Below are 16,958 nucleotides of genomic sequence, written 5' to 3'. Positions count from 1 at the left end.
CCCTTGGGCCACCGGACCGCAGGCCCCGTCGCATTGACAAAGCCGGAAGCGCGGCGGATACCCCCTGTCACAAGGTGGCAGGGCCCATGAATCGCCAGGATTTCAAGAAAACGCTCGTGGTCCTCCACGATCTCGTCATGACGGCCGTCGCGGTGGTGGCGACGTTTTTCGTGCGCTTCGATGGAACTCTCCTCCACGAGCGCCTGAACCACCTGCCGCTCTTTCTGCCGCCCTTCGTCGCCTTTGCCGGCGTGGTCTACTGGTTCTTCCAGCTCTACCGCTCGAAGTGGCGCTTCGCGTCCCTGCCGGATCTTTTCAATATTTTCCGCGCCACGACTGTTCTCGCGCTCACGCTGCTCATCATCGACTACGTCCTGGTCTCGACGCAGCTTTCCAGCCTCTTCTTCGGCAAGATCACGATTGCGCTCTACTGGCTGATCCAGATGTTTTTGCTGGGCGGCCCGCGTCTTGCATTCCGCTATTTCAAGTACGCGCGCTCGCGCAATACGTTGGAGCGCGACGCCACCACGCCGATCCTGCTGCTCGGACGCGGCACGGACATCGAGGTGATGCTGCGCGCGATCGAGACCGGCACGGTCAAGAAGCTGCAGCCGAAGGGCGTTCTGTCGTTCCGCGCCGACGATCTCGGCCATTCGATCCGCGGCGTGCCGGTGCTCGGCACCTTCGCCGATCTCGATCAGGTGATTCAGGATTGCCAGGAGCGCGGCACGCCGATCCGCCGCCTTGTCGCGACGCCGAGCGCGCTCGCGCCGGAAGCGCATCCCGACATGCTGATCGCCCGCGCCCGCCGTCTCGGCCTGCCACTGGTGCGGGTCACGAGCCTCGGCGAAGGCATGCGCGACGCGGAACTCGCGCCGCTCGAGATCGAAGACCTGCTTTTGCGCCCCACGGTGCAGATCGACCGGCAGCGCCTCGAGCACTTCATCCGCGGCAAGCGCGTGCTGGTCACGGGTGGCGGCGGCTCCATCGGTTCGGAAATCTGCAACCGCGTCGTGGCCTTCGGCGCGCGCGATCTTCTCATCGTCGAATTCTCCGAGCCGTCGCTCCACGGCATTCTGGAAAATCCCACCCTTCTCGCGAGCGACACGAACGTGGATGGCGTGATCGCCGACGTGCGCGACCGCGACCGCATCTTCGACGTCATGAAAGAGTTCCGCCCGGACGTGGTCTTCCACGCCGCCGCGCTCAAGCACGTGCCTTATCTCGAAAAGGACTGGGGCGAGGGTATCAAGACCAACGTGTTCGGCTCGGTCAACGTGGCGGATGCGGCGGTCGAAGCGGGCGCAGGTGCCATCGTCATCATCTCCACCGACAAGGCCATCGATCCCGTCTCCATGCTCGGCGCGACCAAGCGTCTGGCGGAGATGTACGGGCAGGCGCTCGATGCGGAGTTCATGGGCCGCAACGGCGCGACCCGCATCATCGCCGTGCGTTTCGGCAACGTGCTCGGCTCGGTCGGCTCTGTGGTGCCGAAGTTCAAGGCGCAGATCGCACGCGGCGGGCCGGTCACTGTCACGCATCCCGACATGGTGCGCTATTTCATGACCACGCGCGAAGCAGCCGACCTCGTGCTCACCTCCGCCTCGCATGCGGACGTGGAAGGCCGGCGGCTCAACGAGAGCGCGAACAACGATGAGCGCGCCTCCGTTTATGTGCTGAAAATGGGCCAGCCTGTGCGCATCTATGAACTCGCTGAGCGCATGATCCGTCTCGCCGGGTACGAGCCGGGCGAGGACATCGAAATTTCCGTGACCGGCACCCGCCCGGGCGAGCGCCTGCACGAAATCCTGTTTGCCCGCGAGGAGCCGCGCGCCGAAATCGGCATCGACGGCGTCATGGCGGCGAAGCCGATCTTCGCCGACCGCGCGAAGGTCGACCGCTGGCTCGACAGTCTGGTGCAAGCGCTCCGCAGCGGCGACCGGGCGGCGGCGGAACAGGTGTTCGAGGACGCGATCCCCGAATTCAAGCGCCGGGAGCAATCTCCCGCGCCAGCTGCGCCAGCGCGTCTCGCGTCGAAGTAACTGGCTCCCAACCAAGCTTTTTCAGCGCGTCGGGGCTCGCGACGAGCGAGCCCGCCAGTCGCTCGTAGGCTTCTCCGCGCCCCGCCAAGGCAGCAGCACCCTTTAGGAAAAGCGCGGGCACCGGGACGAGGCCCGGATTGCGGCCGAGCCCTAAGCGAAGGGCGGCGACGATCTCGGCCACCGTGACCGGCTCCGGATCGGCCACGATGAAGGGGCGTCGCAACGGGCCCTGCGCTTTCAAAACCGTGTCCACCGCTGCCGTCAGGTTGTCGAGCGAGAGAAGGGAGCGGCGGCTGTGAAGGCCGCCGAGCGGCAGCGGCCAGGGCGATTGCGCCAGATTCAACAAAGCCGCCATGTTGCCCTTCACTCCTGGCCCATAGACGAGCACCGGGCGAAGTGCCGCCCAGTCGATCGAGAGCGCGCTCAAGCCCTGCTCCGCTTCGAGTTTCGAGCGGCCGTAAGGATCGGTAGGGCGCGCCTCGGACTCTTCGGTAAGAACGCCGGCGGCGGTCGGGCCGCTCTGGGCGCGGATGGAGGAGAGAAAGACGAAGCGTTTTACGCCCGCGCGCTCCGCACCCTGCGCCAGCGCGATGGTGCCTTGCGTGTTGATGGCGCGATAATCGTCCTCTGGCCGTCCCGACATGGCATGCGCGAGGCCCGCCGAGTGAATCACCGCATCGACGTCGCGCAAGGCGGCGGACATGTTTTGCGGCGAGGCGATGTCGCCGATCACCGCGCTCGACGCGCCTTCGGGCACCTCGGACGGACGCCGCAACAACACGCGCACCCGGTAGCCGCGCTTCGGCAATTCGGCAAGAAGATAACGGCCGATGAAGCCGGTTGCGCCGGTGAGCGCGATCAGAGGAGAGTTCATCGCGAAAAGACCTCCGGGCGGCGCGCGGCAAAGCGCCTGAGCAAGAGGCTGACGAGAAGGACGCCAGCGGCAAGGCAAACCACCTGGACCGCAGGCGCGTTCCACAAGAGCGTCACTGTGGCCAGTGCGATCAGCGCGATGTTGAGCGCGAACACGTGCGCGCTCACCGACAGCGCCGAGAAACCGTTCTCCGTCGCCTGCTGATAGAAATGCGAGCGATGCGCCTGCCACACCTTTTCACCGCGCGCGAGCCGGCGCAGGAGCGTGATGGTCGCGTCCATCAGGTGATAGAGCGGCAACAGGATCGCGGCGGCGAGAGCACCCGTCCCGGCCAATTCCAACAGCATCCAGCCGACCAGAAGGCCGACAGGCAACGAGCCTACGTCGCCCATGAAGAGGCGCGCTACGGGCTTGTTGAACGGCGCGAAACCGAGAAGTGCGCCGCACAGAGCGGCGGCGACGAGCGCTACCGTCGGCGGCAGCAGGCCCGCCCATCCGAGAAGCGCGAGAAAGGTGGTGATCGGCACCATCTCGGCGACCGTGATCCAGTCGAGCCCGTCCATGAAGTTGACGAGGTTCACGAACCACACACCGGCCAGGATGATGAGGGCACGCTCGAGTCCGAGCGGAATCGCCTCGGACAACAAACGCGCATCGCTCGTCAGCGTGATCGCCGCCACCGCGACGACCTGCAAGGCCAGGCGCGGACCGGCGGGCAATGGACGGATGTCGTCGATGGCGCCGACGACACCAAGCACCACGGTCGCAGCGGCGAGAATAGGGAAGGGGCCAAGCGCGGTTCCTGCCAGCAGCAGAGCGCCCGCCACGACGACGAGAGTGGCAATGATGATTGCGATGCCGCCGCCCTGCGGGGTCGGCACCTTGTGGCTGGAGCGCGCATTGGGTCGCGCCAGCGCGTAGCGAATCAGGAGAGGCTTCAGCACGACGATCAGCAACGCCGACAACAGCGCCGAAGCGACGAGAGGGAGAAGAATTTGCATCTCAAACGCCGTGATAATCGCGATACCAGGCCACGAACCGGCGGACGCCCTCTTCCAGCGATGTCGAGGGCGCAAAGCCCACGTCGCGGCGCAGGTCCGACACATCGGCGCGGGTTTCCAAAACATCGCCGGGCGGGAGCGGCACGTCCTTACGTTTGGCTTGTCTGCCCAAAGCCTCTTCGATGATGGCGATGAGGCGGTTCACTTCTTCCGGGTTGTCGTTGCCGATGTTGTAGACGCGATGCGGCGCGGCACTGGTGGCAGGATCGGGGTTTTGCGCGTTCCATGCCGGATCGGGAGAAGCCGCGCGGTTCACGAGCCGCACGATGCCTTCCACGATATCGTCCACGTAAGTGAAGTCGCGCCAGACCTTGCCCGCATTCGCGACCTGAATCTCGCGTCCCTCCGCAATGGCGCGGGTGAACGTATAGACCGCCATGTCCGGGCGGCCCCATGGGCCGTAGACGGTGAAAAAGCGCAGGCCCGTGGAGGCTAAGCCGAAGAGATGCGCGTAGGAATGCGCCATCATCTCATTGGCCTTCTTGGTCGCGGCATAGAGGCTGATCGGGTGATCGGCCATGTCGTGCTCGGAAAACGGCAGCTTGCGGTTCGCGCCATAAACCGACGAGGACGAGGCATAGACGAGATGTTCGATGCCGCCGTGGCGGCAGGCTTCGAGCATGTTGGTGAAGGCGACGAGGTTCGAGGTCACGTAAGGCGCCGGATCGACGAAGCGCACGCCGGGCTGCGCCGCCAGATGAATCACCCGTTCGAAGCGATGGCGCTTGAAAAGATCCTTTGTCGCCTCGGCATCCGCAAGATCGAGCCGCACCCCGTGAAAAGTGTTGTGCGGTGTCAGGTTCGCGAAGCGGGCCTCTTTCAGCGCCACATCGTAATAGGGCGAGAAGCTGTCGACGCCGACGACCTGATGCCCCTCCTTCAGGAGGCGCTGCGCCACATGAAAGCCGATGAAGCCGGCCGCACCGGTCACGAGGATGGGAGCTGACATGAAAACCCGGTCTGTTGATGCGCCGGCACCTTAGAGCGGGATCGCGAAAAGGGGAAACCGGTTTTGCAACCTCGGGGCGCGTTCTGAACGGCTGAATCGCTCTAGGCGACGGCCGTCTTCGCCTTGTCGGCAGCCGCTTCGCCAGCGGGCTGAAGCGCGATGCCCTGGCGCTCGCGGGCGATGAAGGCGGTGGGCATCACGGCCTGCATGTCCTTCTCGGCGGCTTTCAGAAAAATATCGTCATGGCCGGGCAAGACATGGAAGATCGCCAATGCCTTCACGCCGGCGGCCTTCGCCAGCTCGACGCCCTTCTGCCAGGTGGAATGGCCCCAACCCTGACAGTAGGTATATTCCGTCTCCGAAAACATGCCGTCGTAGATCATCAGATCCGCGTTGCGGATGAAGGCAGCGAGGCCGGGATCGGGCCAGGGGTCGCTGTGCTCGATATCGCTGATGTAGCACACGCTCCGGCCGCGATGGTGGAAGCGGTACCCAGTCGCGCCGCCGGGATGGTTCAGGGGATGCGTGCCGACGGTGAGGCCGTCCTCAAAGGTGAGGGTCTCGCCGGCCTTGAAGCCGTGATGCTCGAAATGGGCGGGGAGCTGATCCAGCCTGATCGGGAAAAGCGGCGGTGCGAAGAGTCGGTCAAAGGCCGCCTTGGCGCTTTCGCCGTCGAGATTGCCGCAATAGGTGCGGATGGTGCGATCCTTGCCCAGAAGCGTCGGCTTGAAGAAGGGCAGCCCGCCCACGTGGTCGATATGGAGGTGGCTCAGCAGGATGTCGACCTTGGCCGGAGCGTCCATGCCTAAGGAAGCACCTAGGGCCGAAATCCCCGTCCCGGCATCGATGACGAAGAGACGTTCGCCGCACCGGATTTCGACACAAGGGGTATGCCCGCCGAACTCGACGTATTGGGGCCCCGACGCGCAGGTCGAGCCCCTGACACCCCAGAATCGAACCTGGAGCGCATCAGCCGATGCAACCCGCCTATTCATTTCCGCATCATGGCCAATTTTGAACCCCTTCGATGTGCGTTTTCGCACATGTCCTCCAAGGTGATAGCGTCCGGCGGAGGCGGTCAAGGCCCAAAACTGTCACGCCGGCACCGGTTCCGGCTGGCCGATGCGGGGCACCGCCACGGCCTCGCCGCGTTCGAAACGAATAACGGCATCGAACGGCGGTTGATCCATCGCTTCCGTCACTCCCGGCGTCACGAGGATCAGCCCGCGGCCCGCCCGCGCGCGGCGCAGAGCGGCCACAAGCGTGTCGGCAGCGGGGCCGGGCAGCCCTTCCAGGGCCCGCTGCACCACGAGAATATCCGGCTGGCGCACGAGGCAGCGCACGAGGTCCACCGCCGCGATCTCGCTCAAGGTGAGATCGCTCCCTTGCGGATCGATGGGCATGTTGAGGCCGATCCGCGACACGTCGGCGTCGAGGCCGCACTCGGTCAGCACGCGGCGGATCACCTTCTGCACCGATGCGGCGGCCCCCGCCTGATCGGAGGCGATGCGTCCGAAGAGCACGTTGTCCTGCACGCTCGCCGCCGCGCAGAAGCGGTGTTCGTCATAGAATTCGATAGCGGGCCTGAGGCTCGCCGGCAGCATGCGGGTGAAGTCGGCGCGCGCGGCGAGAATGCGCCGCTCCATGGCTTCGTCGAGAAGCCCCAAGCGATGCCGGCTTTCGTTATAGCGCAGGGCAAGGCCGATCAGGCGCTCCTGGTCGCGTCCGCTCTGGATGCCGCGCCGCCTCTCGCTGCGCCGTTCGACCAGATCCTCGAAATAGGCGCGGTCCGCGGCAGAGAAAAAGCCGAAGCGCTCGAAGAGCGGATGCCCGTCCGGGATCTCGGCAAAAATCTCGATCATGCTGGTGGCAATCGACAGGCCGATGCGCGCGAGCGGCTTGGTCAGGTCGTCGGCTTCGAGAATCGCGCGTACGAAGGGATGGCCGGAGAGCCTGTCCTCCCGAAAAGTGTCGCCGATGGCTTTGCCGAACAAAAGGTTCTCGCCGAGAGTGGCATAGCGGTTGTAGCGCTCGGCGTTGAACGGATCGACGAAACGGTCGAGCCCTTCGCGCGCGAGCGCGTCCTGCACCGCGCGGCGGGATTCGACGAGGGCTGTCGCGAGTTCCGGCTCGCGCTTCGGGTTGAAGGTGCCGGAAAGGCCGCGCGCATGGGTCAGCTGGTCGAGGCCCGCGACTGCGATGGCCTCCGTAAGACGACGGTCGATCTCCGTCTCCGGCGCGGATGCGCCGTAGAGCAGGTTTTCGCGCAAAGTGCCAGGAATCAGCACCGTATCGCCCGCGAGCGCGATGCGGCGAGCGCGCTCGACCGGATCGGCGGCCGTCAGGTCGGCCCCGCCGAAGGTGAGCTGGCCGGTGGAGGGCGGCAGCTGGCCGGCAATCAGCGCCGCCAGCACACGCGAACCGGAATCCCCGTCGCCCACCAGGGCGACATGGGAGGGGAAGGCGAGGTTCAGGTTGACGCCGGTGATCCGCGTGCCCGTCGCCGAATCGTAGGCCGAGACGCCCTGCGCGACGAGCGCGCCATTCTCGGGGAGAGACGCTTTCTTGAGGTGATCGCGCGGTTGCAGGGCGATCAGCCCCTGCGCCAGATCCGACAAAAGGGCATGAGCGCGGTTCGCGAGGCGCTGCCAGAGAATCAGCTCGCGCACGGCAAAGGCCGCAAGCGCCGCGGCGAGGATGCAGGCGGCAAGCGCGCCGCCGGTCAGGGGAAGTTCCGCCGCGAACCACACGCCCAACGCCAGCACCACCATCGGTGCGAGCATGAGCACGGTCGCAGCGAGCGATTCGTTAAGAGCGAGATGTCGCTCGCGTTTCTCGACCGGGCGGTGGTTCTGCACCAACGCGTTGCGCACGCGCTCGCGCTCGTAGCGACCGGTTCCATGCGCTCTCAGCGCAGGCATCCGGTGCCTCAAGTCGGCAAAAGCCGCATCACCTGCCTCGCCCTCCCGGTGCCGCGCCTTCACGGCGACGACCCGCAGGGCGAGGCGACGGGCGTTCATGATGCCGCCGAGCGCCAGCACGACCGTCAGGGCCAGGCCGAGCCGCCAGCTGGTGGCAAGCACATAGGCAAGCGCAAGCCCGACCATGCCGCCGAGCCGCACGGGAACGAACAGGGCGGAGCCGAGGACGCTGCCCTCCCGCGCCAGCGTCACGCTGCCGAGAGCGCTGACGGTTTCCACCTCGTCCTGGGCGGAGGGCGGGGCCTTGAGCACCGCATCGAGAATTGTCGAGCGGATGCGCGTCAGCACCGCCGCGCCGATACCGACAGCCAGCCAATCGACAACGGTCAGGATCGCCGCAATCAGAAGCGGGACCAGCACAAGGCCGCCGATCGTGGCGATGGCAAAGGCTGGGGGGTTCAGCGTGAAGCCCGGAAACAGCACCAGCGACTCGCCGCCGCCTCCGAAGGGCGTCATGGCGATCTGCAAGAACGTCGACGACCCCTGCGTGCCGCCCGCAAGCGCCCGGTCCACCACGGTGCGGACGAGATCAAAGCCGAGCAGAAGACAAAGCCCGGCCATCGCCAACAGCAGGAAACCGAACAGGTGCCTGAAGGGCTTCGTCTTCCACGCGAGGCGCAGCGGGTCCCGCTCCATGACAGCTCCGATATCGTTCAACCGGGTGACGTTAGAGCATCCTCACCGAAAAGGGGAATATGCTTTGGCGCGAAAAGATCGTGCATGACCAAAAGCATAGGCCCCCGCGACCACTTTTCCCCTCGTCGATTGAGGCATCGACTCTATGTCCCTCTGGGGCGAGGAACATACCGGGGAGGATCGATCATGCCGATGACATCATCTCTTCCGTTCGATTCCCTGTTCCAGCTCGTCGTCGATCTACCCTCCCGCCGGCCGTCGCCCGCCCTGCCGCAGCGCCTTGCGGTGCTGTTTCGCGAATTGGCAAAGCCCCATTCCGAAGGCGCCGCCGACGAGATCGAGGATCAGATCTGGGCGTTGTGGATCTCCCATGAGGACCGTGCGGCTGAAGAGGCCATGGCCGCCGCCATCGAGGCCTTGGGGACGGGCGCGCTCGATGAAGCTGCACCGCTGCTCGACGATCTTGTGTCACGCTATCCCGATTGGCCCGAGGCATGGAACCGGCGTGCCACGCTCGCCTCCATCGAGCAGCGCGACGCCGACAGCCTGGAAGACATCAAGCGCACGCTGGAGCTGGAGCCGCGCCATTTCGGTGCGATTGCGGGTTTCGGCGAAATCTGCCTGCGTCACGGCCTTCTCAACGAGGCCCGCGCAGCGTTCCAGATCGCGCTGGCGCTCGATCCGCATCTCGAGGGTTTGCGCGAAATTCTCGACGATCTCGCGCCGGAGAACCTGATGCTGCATTGAAACGCGACAACGGCGTCGTTTGCAGTCGAAGCACCGCCGCGTAGTCTGAAAATATGTCCGAATCGCCCATCGCGTCCGCCCCGTCGCTCGTTCTTCCACCCGATGGCCGTCAATCGGCCGCCGCGGCCGGCATTCAGCGCGGCGTACGCCGTCTTTTCGCGCAGCTCGGTCATGCGACGATTCCGGAATTCACCCTCGCCAGCGGCCGCCGAGCGGATGTGATCGCGCTTTCGTCCAACGGCGTTCTCACCATCATCGAGATCAAATCGAGCGTGGCCGATTTTCGCGCCGACCGGAAATGGCCCGATTATCAGGATTTTTGCGACCGGTTCTATTTCGCGGTTCCGGAGAGCCTGCCGCTCGATATCCTGCCGGAAGATCGCGGTCTCATCGTTGCAGATACCTTTGGCGCGGCGATCTTGCGGGAAGCGACGCATCATCCGCTCTCGGGGGCCCGCCGCAAGGCGGTGACCTTACGCTTTGCCCGGGCTGCGGCTTCAGCACTGCATGCGCTGGCGGACCCGGACTGCGTCCTTGATGGAAAGTTCTGACAGGTTACCCTGAGAAGATTGCCCCCTAAGAAGAAAAAGTAATTGGAGGGGCAGCGATTCTCTGAGATAGATAGGATAATTTCCCGAACGCTTTGCAATTATTGCCTAATATTTTGTCGGGAACTGACATACGGATAGGGGATAATGCCATGGCGACGATCGTCGGCACGCGAAATATCAAAGTCCTGACTGGCACTTCGTCAAACGATTCAATCTATGGCAATACCGCAGGGGCCCTGAGCACCGGGATTGGCAGCCACAAGAAGATCCTCGGCTTCGGCGGTAACGACAAGATCTTCGGCGATGCGATGACGCTCACATTGTCCGCTATCGGCGGCAATGACTATATTTACGGCGACGCCGGCACCGGCACTGCCGGCAAGGATTATATTTACGGCGATGCGTTCACGTTCCTGCGCTATGCGCGGGGCGGAAATGATGTGATCTCCGGAAACGAGGGGTGGGATGCCCTCTATGGTGACGCACATGTCATGCGCAACTATTCGCGAGGCGGTGCCGACATCATTAATGGCCGTAATGGTTACGATGTCGTCGTCGGCGACGCGGCCTATATGTGGAATTCAAGTCGGGGCGGTGCCGATCGGCTTTTCGGCGACAATGGGAGGGATACCCTGATCGGCGACGCCACCCAAATGCACGACAAGGCCAGCGGCGGCAACGATCGTCTGTATGGTGGCTGGATGGACGACGATCTGCGTGGCGATGCTTTCAGCATGGACGGCTATTCACGCGGCGGCAACGACACGCTTGATTCGGGGGCATCATTCGAGTGGATCGAGAAGCTCCACGGCGACGCAGTGAAAATGTCCGGTCATGCGAGGGGCGGAGCCGATGTTCTGACCGCCGAGAAAAGCGGTAGCGCATGGTGTTTAGGCGACGCCTGGACCATGACGGATCAAACGCGCGGCGGCAACGATGTGATCTATAGCGCCATGGATGATGCCCGCTCATATGGCGATGCTTACGTCATGAGTGGGTCTGCCCGCGGTGGCGACGATCGTATCTACGGAGGAGGTGGCGCGTTCAGTAGCTCTCTCGCGGGAGACGCTTACCGCATGTCCAACCACACCGTCGGCGGTAACGACAAGATCTTCGGCTTCGGCGGCAACGACAAGATCGCCGGAGACGCCTTTACCGGATTGGATTTCGCGGTCGGCGGCAACGACATGCTCTTCGGCGACGTGGGCAACGACGAAATCTACGGCGACTTCCAAGCGGTCGTGGGCGACAACGTTTCGGGCGGCAACGACACGCTGAACGGCGGAACCAGCAACGACACGCTCACCGGTGGCGGCGGGGCAGATGTGTTCGTGTTCGCCAAAGGGGACGGCATGGATATGATCACCGACTTCTCACATACCCAAGGCGACAAGATCGACCTGACGGCTTATGGGTTCAAGGCTTTTTCCGATCTGGTGATCGGTGACAACGCCGCCGGTAATGCCCAGATCATCCTCGCAGCCAACGCCACGATCATTCTGACGAGCATCAAAGCCGCGCAGCTGACCGCGTCGGACTTCTACCTCTAAACGCTGGAGCTTCGATCCCGAAAGCGGAACCCGCTTTTGGGATCACCCGCTCGACCAACTTTAAATGTGCAGAACAATACGCCGACGTCCGGAAGGAGGCCGGCCTTTTCGTTTTCCGGCGGTCCGGCGCCTGCCGCTCGACATTCTGCCCGAGGATCGCGGCCTAATTGTCGCCGATCCATTCGGCTCGGTGAATTTATGGGAAGAACGCATTATCCACTCTGCCGCAAAGCAGTGACATTGCGTTTCGCGCAAGGCGGCAGCGCTGACGCTGCACGCGCTGGCAGATCCGGCTTGTGCTCCTTAAGGGAAGCTCTGAATACGATTCGGAAAAACTTCTTTTAGGCAAATCTAGGAAAAGAAGTTACTTCAGCTATCTTATCTCACTTGCATACGTGATGTTATCGCCTTAAATCGTCGCGTATCATATACTGAGAGGTAATTCCCATGGCGACGATCGTTGGTACACGAAACATCAAGGTCCTGAATGGCACTCCGTCAAACGATTCAATTTATGGCAATACCGCAGGTACCCTGAGCGTTGGGCGCGGCGGTAACGACAAGATTTTCGGCTTCGGCGGCAACGACAAGATCTTCGGCGATGCGATGACGATCACGTTGTCCGCTATCGGCGGCAACGATTACATTTATGGCGATGCTGGCCCCGATACCGCCGGCAAGGATTACATTTACGGCGATGCGTTCACGTTCCTGCGCTATGCGCGGGGTGGCAATGACGCGATTCGCGGAAATGAAGGGTGGGATGCTCTCTACGGCGACGCCTCTGTCATGCGCAACTATTCGCGGGGCGGTGCCGACATTATTCATGGCGATAACGGCTACGATGTCGTCGTCGGCGACGCCGCCTATATGTGGAATTCGAGCAAGGGCGGCAATGACAAGCTGTACGGCGACAATGGTCGCGATACGCTGATCGGCGACGCCACGCAGATGCATGACAAGGCCATCGGCGGCAACGACTATCTGAATGGCGGCGCGATGGACGACGATCTGCGTGGCGATGCTTACAGCATGGACGGCTCTGCACGCGGCGGCAATGACACACTCTTTTCGGGCACCTCTTTCGAGGGGAATGAAAGGCTCTGCGGCGATGCCGTTGTCATGAAAGACTATGCCGTCGGCGGCAACGATGTCGTGCACGCCGAGCAAAGCATAAATTCTTTTGTGGCCGGTGACGCGAGCAATATGAGTGACTATACGCGCGGCGGCAATGACGTGCTCTATGGATCGGTCGATTTTGGCACCGTCGTTGGTGATGGTAACCTCATGACCGGTCAGGCACGGGGTGGTGATGACCTCATCTACGGCGGAAGCAATGGCACGAGCGGCGGCAGTTTCCTGTGCGGAGATGCCAATACGATGTCGGATAGTGCGATCGGCGGCAATGATATCGTCAAAGGCGGCAGCTCGAGCGACTGGCTTTACGGGGACGCGGTAAGAGCGTCGGGCAGCGTCGTAGGCGGCAACGATTCTCTCTTCGGCGGTGCGGGCGACGACGAAATCTATGGCGACTTCAAAGTCATTGAAGGCGACAAGGTTTCGGGCGGCAACGACACGCTGAACGGCGGCACGGGCAACGACACGCTGAACGGCGGTGCCGGGGCAGACGTGTTCGTGTTCGGCAAGGGCGACGGGTTCGACCGGATCACCGATTTCTCGCACGCCCAGGGCGACAAGGTCGACCTGACGGCCTATGGTTTCAAAGCCTTTGCCGATGTGACGATCCGTGACAACGCTGCCGGGGAGGCCGAGATCACTCTCGCAGCCAATGCCACGATTACCCTGACGGGCCTCAAGGCCGCACAGCTGGTCGCGAGCGACTTCTACCTCTAAGCGGCTCGCTTCGATCCTGAAAACGGGCTCCACTTTTCGGGATCACTACACCCGCAGAAGACAGCGCCGGCTTCCGGAAGGAGGCCGGCCTTTTCGTTTCTGGAGGTCCGGCTCCCGACCATGCGCGCCACTCAACGCGGCGCGCGCTTCGCCAGAATCCGCTGCAGCGTGCGACGGTGCATGTTGAGACGGCGCGCCGTCTCCGACACGTTGCGGCCGCACAGCTCATAGACCCGCTGGATATGCTCCCAGCGCACGCGGTCAGCCGACATGGGGTTTTCCGGCGGCGTCGCGCGCTCGCCGGCCTGGGCCATCAGGGCGGCGTGGATTTCATCCGCGTCGGCGGGTTTGGCGAGATAGTCGAAAGCGCCCATCTTCACGGCAGAGACTGCCGTCGCGATGTTGCCGTAGCCGGTGAGAATGACGCCGCGCGCGTCGGGACGCCGGTTTTTCAGCCGCTCGATCACATCGAGACCGTTGCCGTCGCCAAGCCGCATATCGATGACCGCAAAAGCGGGAGCTGCGCTCTCGATGGCGGCCAGGCCATCCGCCACGCTCTCTGCAACCCGAACCTGATAGCCGCGCGATTCCATGGCTCGCGCAAGGCGCGTGGAGAAGGGCCGATCGTCATCGACGATCAAGAGGCTCTTGTCGGCGCGATCCTCGAACGCAACAGGTGCATCGGCCATAAGAACATCTCCCTGCATCCTCGAAGCACTCCTACGCAAAAGTCAGACCGAGCGATTCACCCGTGGATATGGGAATTCTTCCCCGGATCTTTGAGTGCCGCCTCGGACACAACCTGCGGCGCAATTGCCGCACCCTGGTCAAACGCATGACGCGGCCAAACGATCCGCGCGATGGCCCCCGAGGCCGGCGGGGCGGCATTGGTGAGGATCAGCTGCGCGCCCGAGCGTTCGAGCAGGGTTTTGGCAATGAAGAGGCCAAGCCCTAAGCCCGAAGCTGCGCTTTCCTCGCTCTCGGCCCCCTTCGCCGCGCCGCGGGTCGTCACATAGGGCTCGCCCACGCGCAGCAGGATATCGGGCGCATAGCCCGGCCCGTCGTCGCGGATCTCGATGGCGACGCTGTGGGACGACCACGTCGCCTCCATCGTGACCCGGCTCACCGCGAAGTCGGCGGCGTTGTCGAGAATGTTGGACAGGCCATAGATCACGCCGGGATTGCGGCGGGTCACCGGCTCAGGCCCCTCGCCGTGGCAGACAACCTCCACATTGAGGCCAAGCGGGCGATGGGGCGCGACGATCTCCTCCACCAGCTGGCTGAGCACGACGGTTTCCAGGAACCCGCCCTGATCCTGGTCCATGGACGTCAACTTGGTGAGGATCGTGCGGCAGCGCTCCACCTGTTCGCGCAAAAGCTTCAGGTCCTCGGCAATCGGATCGTCGGGAGGAACGGCGTGGTTCAGCTCCTTCGCCACAAGGGCGATGGTGGCAAGCGGCGTGCCAAGCTCGTGGGCAGCAGCAGCCGCGAGCCCGTCGAGCTGGGACAGATGCTGCTCGCGGGCGAGCACCAGTTCGGTCGCGGAAAGGGCCTGGGCCAGCTGGCGCGCCTCCTCAGCCACCCGCCAGGCATAGATGCCGGTAAACGCCGTGCCGAGAAGGATCGCTGTCCAGATCCCCGTCACATAGAGGAACGGGATGTTGATGGCCTGGCCCGCAAACCAGGGCAGGGGCCTGTGCGTGAGCACGAGCAAGGTCGCCATGCCGACCGCGAGCAGGCCGAGGCCCAGCGTCCGCTCCGGCGTCAGCGACGTCGCCGAGATCAGCACGGGCACCAGAAACATCAGCGAAAAGGGGTTGGTAAGGCCACCCGTCAGGTAGAGCAGGGCCGCCAGCTGCACGACATCGAAGGCCAGGAGCGCGGTCGCCGCATTGTCGCTGAGCCGGTGGCTCGCCGGAAAGCGGATGCGCAGGATCAAATTCACCCAGATCGAGGCGGCGATGACCATGAAGCACATCCCGAAGGGCAGCGAAAAGCCAAGCCCGAAGCGCACCACCGTGACCGCGATCGACTGACCCGCAATCGCAATCCACCGCAACCGGACCAGCGTATCGAGACGCAGGTGCCGGGCGTCATGCGCCAGGCGGGTCGATTCGATCTCAACCATCGCTCAAAAGGATAGGGCCGGGCGGCGATTCGCCAAGAAAGACTTTTTGGAGAAGACGTTGGGATAAAGGCACATGCCTGCCGCCGAGCTTTTCTGCGGCCTCCCTTCAGGATCATCCTTTCGAGGGAGGCCCTTGAATCACGGACATTTGTGGCCGCTGCGACCTTAACGGCATTGCATTTGGGGGCAGAAAATTCCATTTTTAGGCCACGGCCAAGGATAAACCGACCCCCGCTTGCGAGGAGAACAGGTGACCGGGCCGGTGGGGATAGCGATGAACCTGTCGTATTACTGGTACGAAACCGCGCATTGGCTTTTGGGCCCGGCCCGCGCGGCCACCGATGTCACTAAGATTTTATTCGAAAGCCCGGGCAACCCGCTTACCAACACGCCGTACGGGCGCACCGTGACTGCGGCCTGTGAGCTGTTTGAGCGCACGACGCGGCGCTACGGCAAGCCGGAATTCGGCCTCGCCTCCACCGTGATCGACGGCGAGACCGTCGCGGTGACCGAGCGGATCGTGTGGGAGCGCCCCTTCTGCGATGTCATTGCCTTCGACCGGGACCATGCCAAAGCCAAGGCGCAGCCGAAGCTTTTGATCGTGGCCCCCATGTCGGGCCACTACGCCACGCTGCTCCGCGGCACGGTCGAGACCTTCCTGCCCACCCATCAGGTCATGATCACCGACTGGGCCGATGCCCGCATGGTGCCGCTGGCGGAAGGCTCCTTCGACCTCGACGATTACATCGACTACATGATGGCGATGTTCCAGTCCTTCGGGCCGGACCTGCACGTGATGGCCGTTTGCCAACCGGCGGTGCCGGTGATGGCCGCCATCGCCCGCATGGAGGCTGAGAACGATCCCGCCACGCCGCGTTCCATGATCCTCATGGGCGGCCCCATCGACACCCGCCGCTCGCCGACCGCGGTCAACCAGCTGGCCGAGGAGCGCGGAATCGAGTGGTTCCGCCAGCACTGCATCTCCAAGGTGCCCCCGGCCCATCCGGGCTTCTGGCGCAGCGTCTATCCGGGCTTCCTGCAGCTCTCCGGCTTCATGGCCATGAACCTCGACCGGCACGTGAGCGCCCATTGGGAGATGTTCAACCACCTCGTGGACGGCGACGGCGATTCCGCCGAGAAGCACCAAAACTTCTATGACGAATACATGGCCGTCATGGACCTGACCGCCGAGTTCTATCTCCAGACGGTGGACAAGGTTTTCGTGCGGCACGAACTGCCGAAGGGCGAGATGATGCACCGGGACCAGCCGGTGGATCTCATGGCGATCCGCCGTTGCGCGATCATGGCGATCGAGGGCGAGCGGGACGACATTTCCGGCGTCGGCCAGACCAAGGCGGCGCTCGATCTCACGCCGAACTTGCCCTCGGATAAAAAGCTTTACCACTTGCAGGCGGGGGTCGGCCATTATGGCGTATTCAACGGCTCTCGGTTCAGGGCTGAAATCGCTCCTCGAATCGTTGAATTCATTCAGTTCCACGCGCCCGAGCCGGCCCGAAAGAAGCCGTCAAGATCGTAATCCCTCCGAAGAGCCATTCTTGGCAGCGGCAAACGGCTGCGCTGACAA

Annotated in this window: 13 protein-coding genes; 6 read left to right on the top strand and 7 right to left on the bottom strand. The window is 63.5% G+C overall.

What is annotated here, in order from left to right; all coding sequences use genetic code 11:
- The first annotated feature begins 86 nt into the window (after nucleotides 1-86).
- Nucleotides 87-2,042, top strand: a complete 1,956-nt coding sequence (locus HB375_RS03175; RefSeq protein WP_167671490.1) for a nucleoside-diphosphate sugar epimerase/dehydratase — start codon at nucleotides 87-89, stop codon at nucleotides 2,040-2,042.
- Here HB375_RS03175 and HB375_RS03170 read toward each other — a convergent pair.
- From HB375_RS03170 to HB375_RS03150, 5 genes are all read right to left on the bottom strand, one after another.
- On the bottom strand, nucleotides 1,984-2,916 hold the full coding sequence (locus tag HB375_RS03170; RefSeq protein WP_167671489.1) for an NAD-dependent epimerase/dehydratase family protein: 933 nt from the start codon (nucleotides 2,914-2,916) through the stop codon (nucleotides 1,984-1,986). The two genes, HB375_RS03175 and HB375_RS03170, sit on opposite strands and share 59 nt — an antisense overlap.
- Nucleotides 2,913-3,917 (bottom strand): MraY family glycosyltransferase, encoded by a 1,005-nt coding sequence (locus HB375_RS03165; protein ID WP_167671488.1) that lies wholly within the window; start codon nucleotides 3,915-3,917, stop codon nucleotides 2,913-2,915. Before HB375_RS03165 ends, HB375_RS03170 begins: the two co-directional genes overlap by 4 nt.
- 1 nt (nucleotide 3,918) lies before the next feature.
- On the bottom strand, nucleotides 3,919-4,926 hold the full coding sequence (locus HB375_RS03160; protein ID WP_167671487.1) for an NAD-dependent epimerase: 1,008 nt from the start codon (nucleotides 4,924-4,926) through the stop codon (nucleotides 3,919-3,921).
- 101 nt (nucleotides 4,927-5,027) lie between these two features.
- Nucleotides 5,028-5,921 carry an MBL fold metallo-hydrolase gene (locus HB375_RS03155; RefSeq protein WP_167671486.1) on the bottom strand — a complete coding sequence of 298 codons (894 nt, stop codon included), beginning with the start codon at nucleotides 5,919-5,921 and terminating at the stop codon, nucleotides 5,028-5,030.
- A gap of 99 nt (nucleotides 5,922-6,020) precedes the next feature.
- A complete protein-coding gene (locus tag HB375_RS03150) occupies nucleotides 6,021-8,543 on the bottom strand; it encodes an ABC transporter ATP-binding protein (RefSeq protein ID WP_167671485.1) in 2,523 nt (840 codons plus the stop codon).
- Nucleotides 8,544-8,735: 192 nt separating this feature from the next.
- On the opposite strand from HB375_RS03150, the gene HB375_RS03145 reads away from it, so the two are divergent.
- The 4 genes from HB375_RS03145 to HB375_RS03130 all read left to right on the top strand — a co-directional run bounded on the left by HB375_RS03145 (nucleotide 8,736) and on the right by HB375_RS03130 (nucleotide 13,245).
- On the top strand, nucleotides 8,736-9,290 hold the full coding sequence (locus HB375_RS03145) for a hypothetical protein (RefSeq protein WP_167671484.1): 555 nt from the start codon (nucleotides 8,736-8,738) through the stop codon (nucleotides 9,288-9,290).
- Between the two features lie 53 nt (nucleotides 9,291-9,343).
- Nucleotides 9,344-9,841: an MmcB family DNA repair protein gene (locus tag HB375_RS03140; protein WP_167671483.1), complete on the top strand. Its 498-nt coding sequence runs from the start codon at nucleotides 9,344-9,346 to the stop codon at nucleotides 9,839-9,841.
- Nucleotides 9,842-9,990: 149 nt separating this feature from the next.
- Nucleotides 9,991-11,391 carry a calcium-binding protein gene (locus HB375_RS03135; RefSeq protein WP_167671482.1) on the top strand — a complete coding sequence of 467 codons (1,401 nt, stop codon included), beginning with the start codon at nucleotides 9,991-9,993 and terminating at the stop codon, nucleotides 11,389-11,391.
- Nucleotides 11,392-11,838: 447 nt separating this feature from the next.
- Complete coding sequence (locus HB375_RS03130; protein ID WP_167671481.1) at nucleotides 11,839-13,245, top strand: calcium-binding protein; 1,407 nt, start codon at nucleotides 11,839-11,841, stop codon at nucleotides 13,243-13,245.
- Between the two features lie 131 nt (nucleotides 13,246-13,376).
- Here HB375_RS03130 and HB375_RS03125 read toward each other — a convergent pair whose 3' ends face one another.
- Nucleotides 13,377-13,934 (bottom strand): ActR/PrrA/RegA family redox response regulator transcription factor, encoded by a 558-nt coding sequence (locus tag HB375_RS03125; protein ID WP_167671480.1) that lies wholly within the window; start codon nucleotides 13,932-13,934, stop codon nucleotides 13,377-13,379.
- A 56-nt stretch (nucleotides 13,935-13,990) separates the two neighbouring features.
- Nucleotides 13,991-15,373, bottom strand: a complete 1,383-nt coding sequence (locus HB375_RS03120; protein ID WP_167671479.1) for an ActS/PrrB/RegB family redox-sensitive histidine kinase — start codon at nucleotides 15,371-15,373, stop codon at nucleotides 13,991-13,993.
- Between the two features lie 274 nt (nucleotides 15,374-15,647).
- Between HB375_RS03120 and HB375_RS03115 the strand changes: the two genes are divergently transcribed.
- Nucleotides 15,648-16,910, top strand: coding sequence for a polyhydroxyalkanoate depolymerase (locus HB375_RS03115; RefSeq protein ID WP_167671736.1), 1,263 nt, complete (start codon nucleotides 15,648-15,650; stop codon nucleotides 16,908-16,910).
- The last annotated feature ends 48 nt before the right edge of the window (nucleotides 16,911-16,958 follow it).

This window comes from Microvirga terricola (assembly GCF_011777495.1).
Lineage (GTDB): Bacteria > Pseudomonadota > Alphaproteobacteria > Rhizobiales > Beijerinckiaceae > Microvirga > Microvirga terricola.
This window is presented reverse-complemented; position numbering and strand designations above follow the sequence as displayed.

Coding starts and splice junctions, on each gene's coding strand:
- HB375_RS03175 (WP_167671490.1), top strand. CDS start 87: ATGAATCGCCAGGATTTCAAGAAAACGCTCGTGGTCCTCCACGATCTC.
- HB375_RS03170 (WP_167671489.1), bottom strand. CDS start 2,916: ATGAACTCTCCTCTGATCGCGCTCACCGGCGCAACCGGCTTCATCGGC.
- HB375_RS03165 (WP_167671488.1), bottom strand. CDS start 3,917: ATGCAAATTCTTCTCCCTCTCGTCGCTTCGGCGCTGTTGTCGGCGTTG.
- HB375_RS03160 (WP_167671487.1), bottom strand. CDS start 4,926: ATGTCAGCTCCCATCCTCGTGACCGGTGCGGCCGGCTTCATCGGCTTT.
- HB375_RS03155 (WP_167671486.1), bottom strand. CDS start 5,921: ATGAATAGGCGGGTTGCATCGGCTGATGCGCTCCAGGTTCGATTCTGG.
- HB375_RS03150 (WP_167671485.1), bottom strand. CDS start 8,543: ATGGAGCGGGACCCGCTGCGCCTCGCGTGGAAGACGAAGCCCTTCAGG.
- HB375_RS03145 (WP_167671484.1), top strand. CDS start 8,736: ATGACATCATCTCTTCCGTTCGATTCCCTGTTCCAGCTCGTCGTCGAT.
- HB375_RS03140 (WP_167671483.1), top strand. CDS start 9,344: ATGTCCGAATCGCCCATCGCGTCCGCCCCGTCGCTCGTTCTTCCACCC.
- HB375_RS03135 (WP_167671482.1), top strand. CDS start 9,991: ATGGCGACGATCGTCGGCACGCGAAATATCAAAGTCCTGACTGGCACT.
- HB375_RS03130 (WP_167671481.1), top strand. CDS start 11,839: ATGGCGACGATCGTTGGTACACGAAACATCAAGGTCCTGAATGGCACT.
- HB375_RS03125 (WP_167671480.1), bottom strand. CDS start 13,934: ATGGCCGATGCACCTGTTGCGTTCGAGGATCGCGCCGACAAGAGCCTC.
- HB375_RS03120 (WP_167671479.1), bottom strand. CDS start 15,373: ATGGTTGAGATCGAATCGACCCGCCTGGCGCATGACGCCCGGCACCTG.
- HB375_RS03115 (WP_167671736.1), top strand. CDS start 15,648: ATGAACCTGTCGTATTACTGGTACGAAACCGCGCATTGGCTTTTGGGC.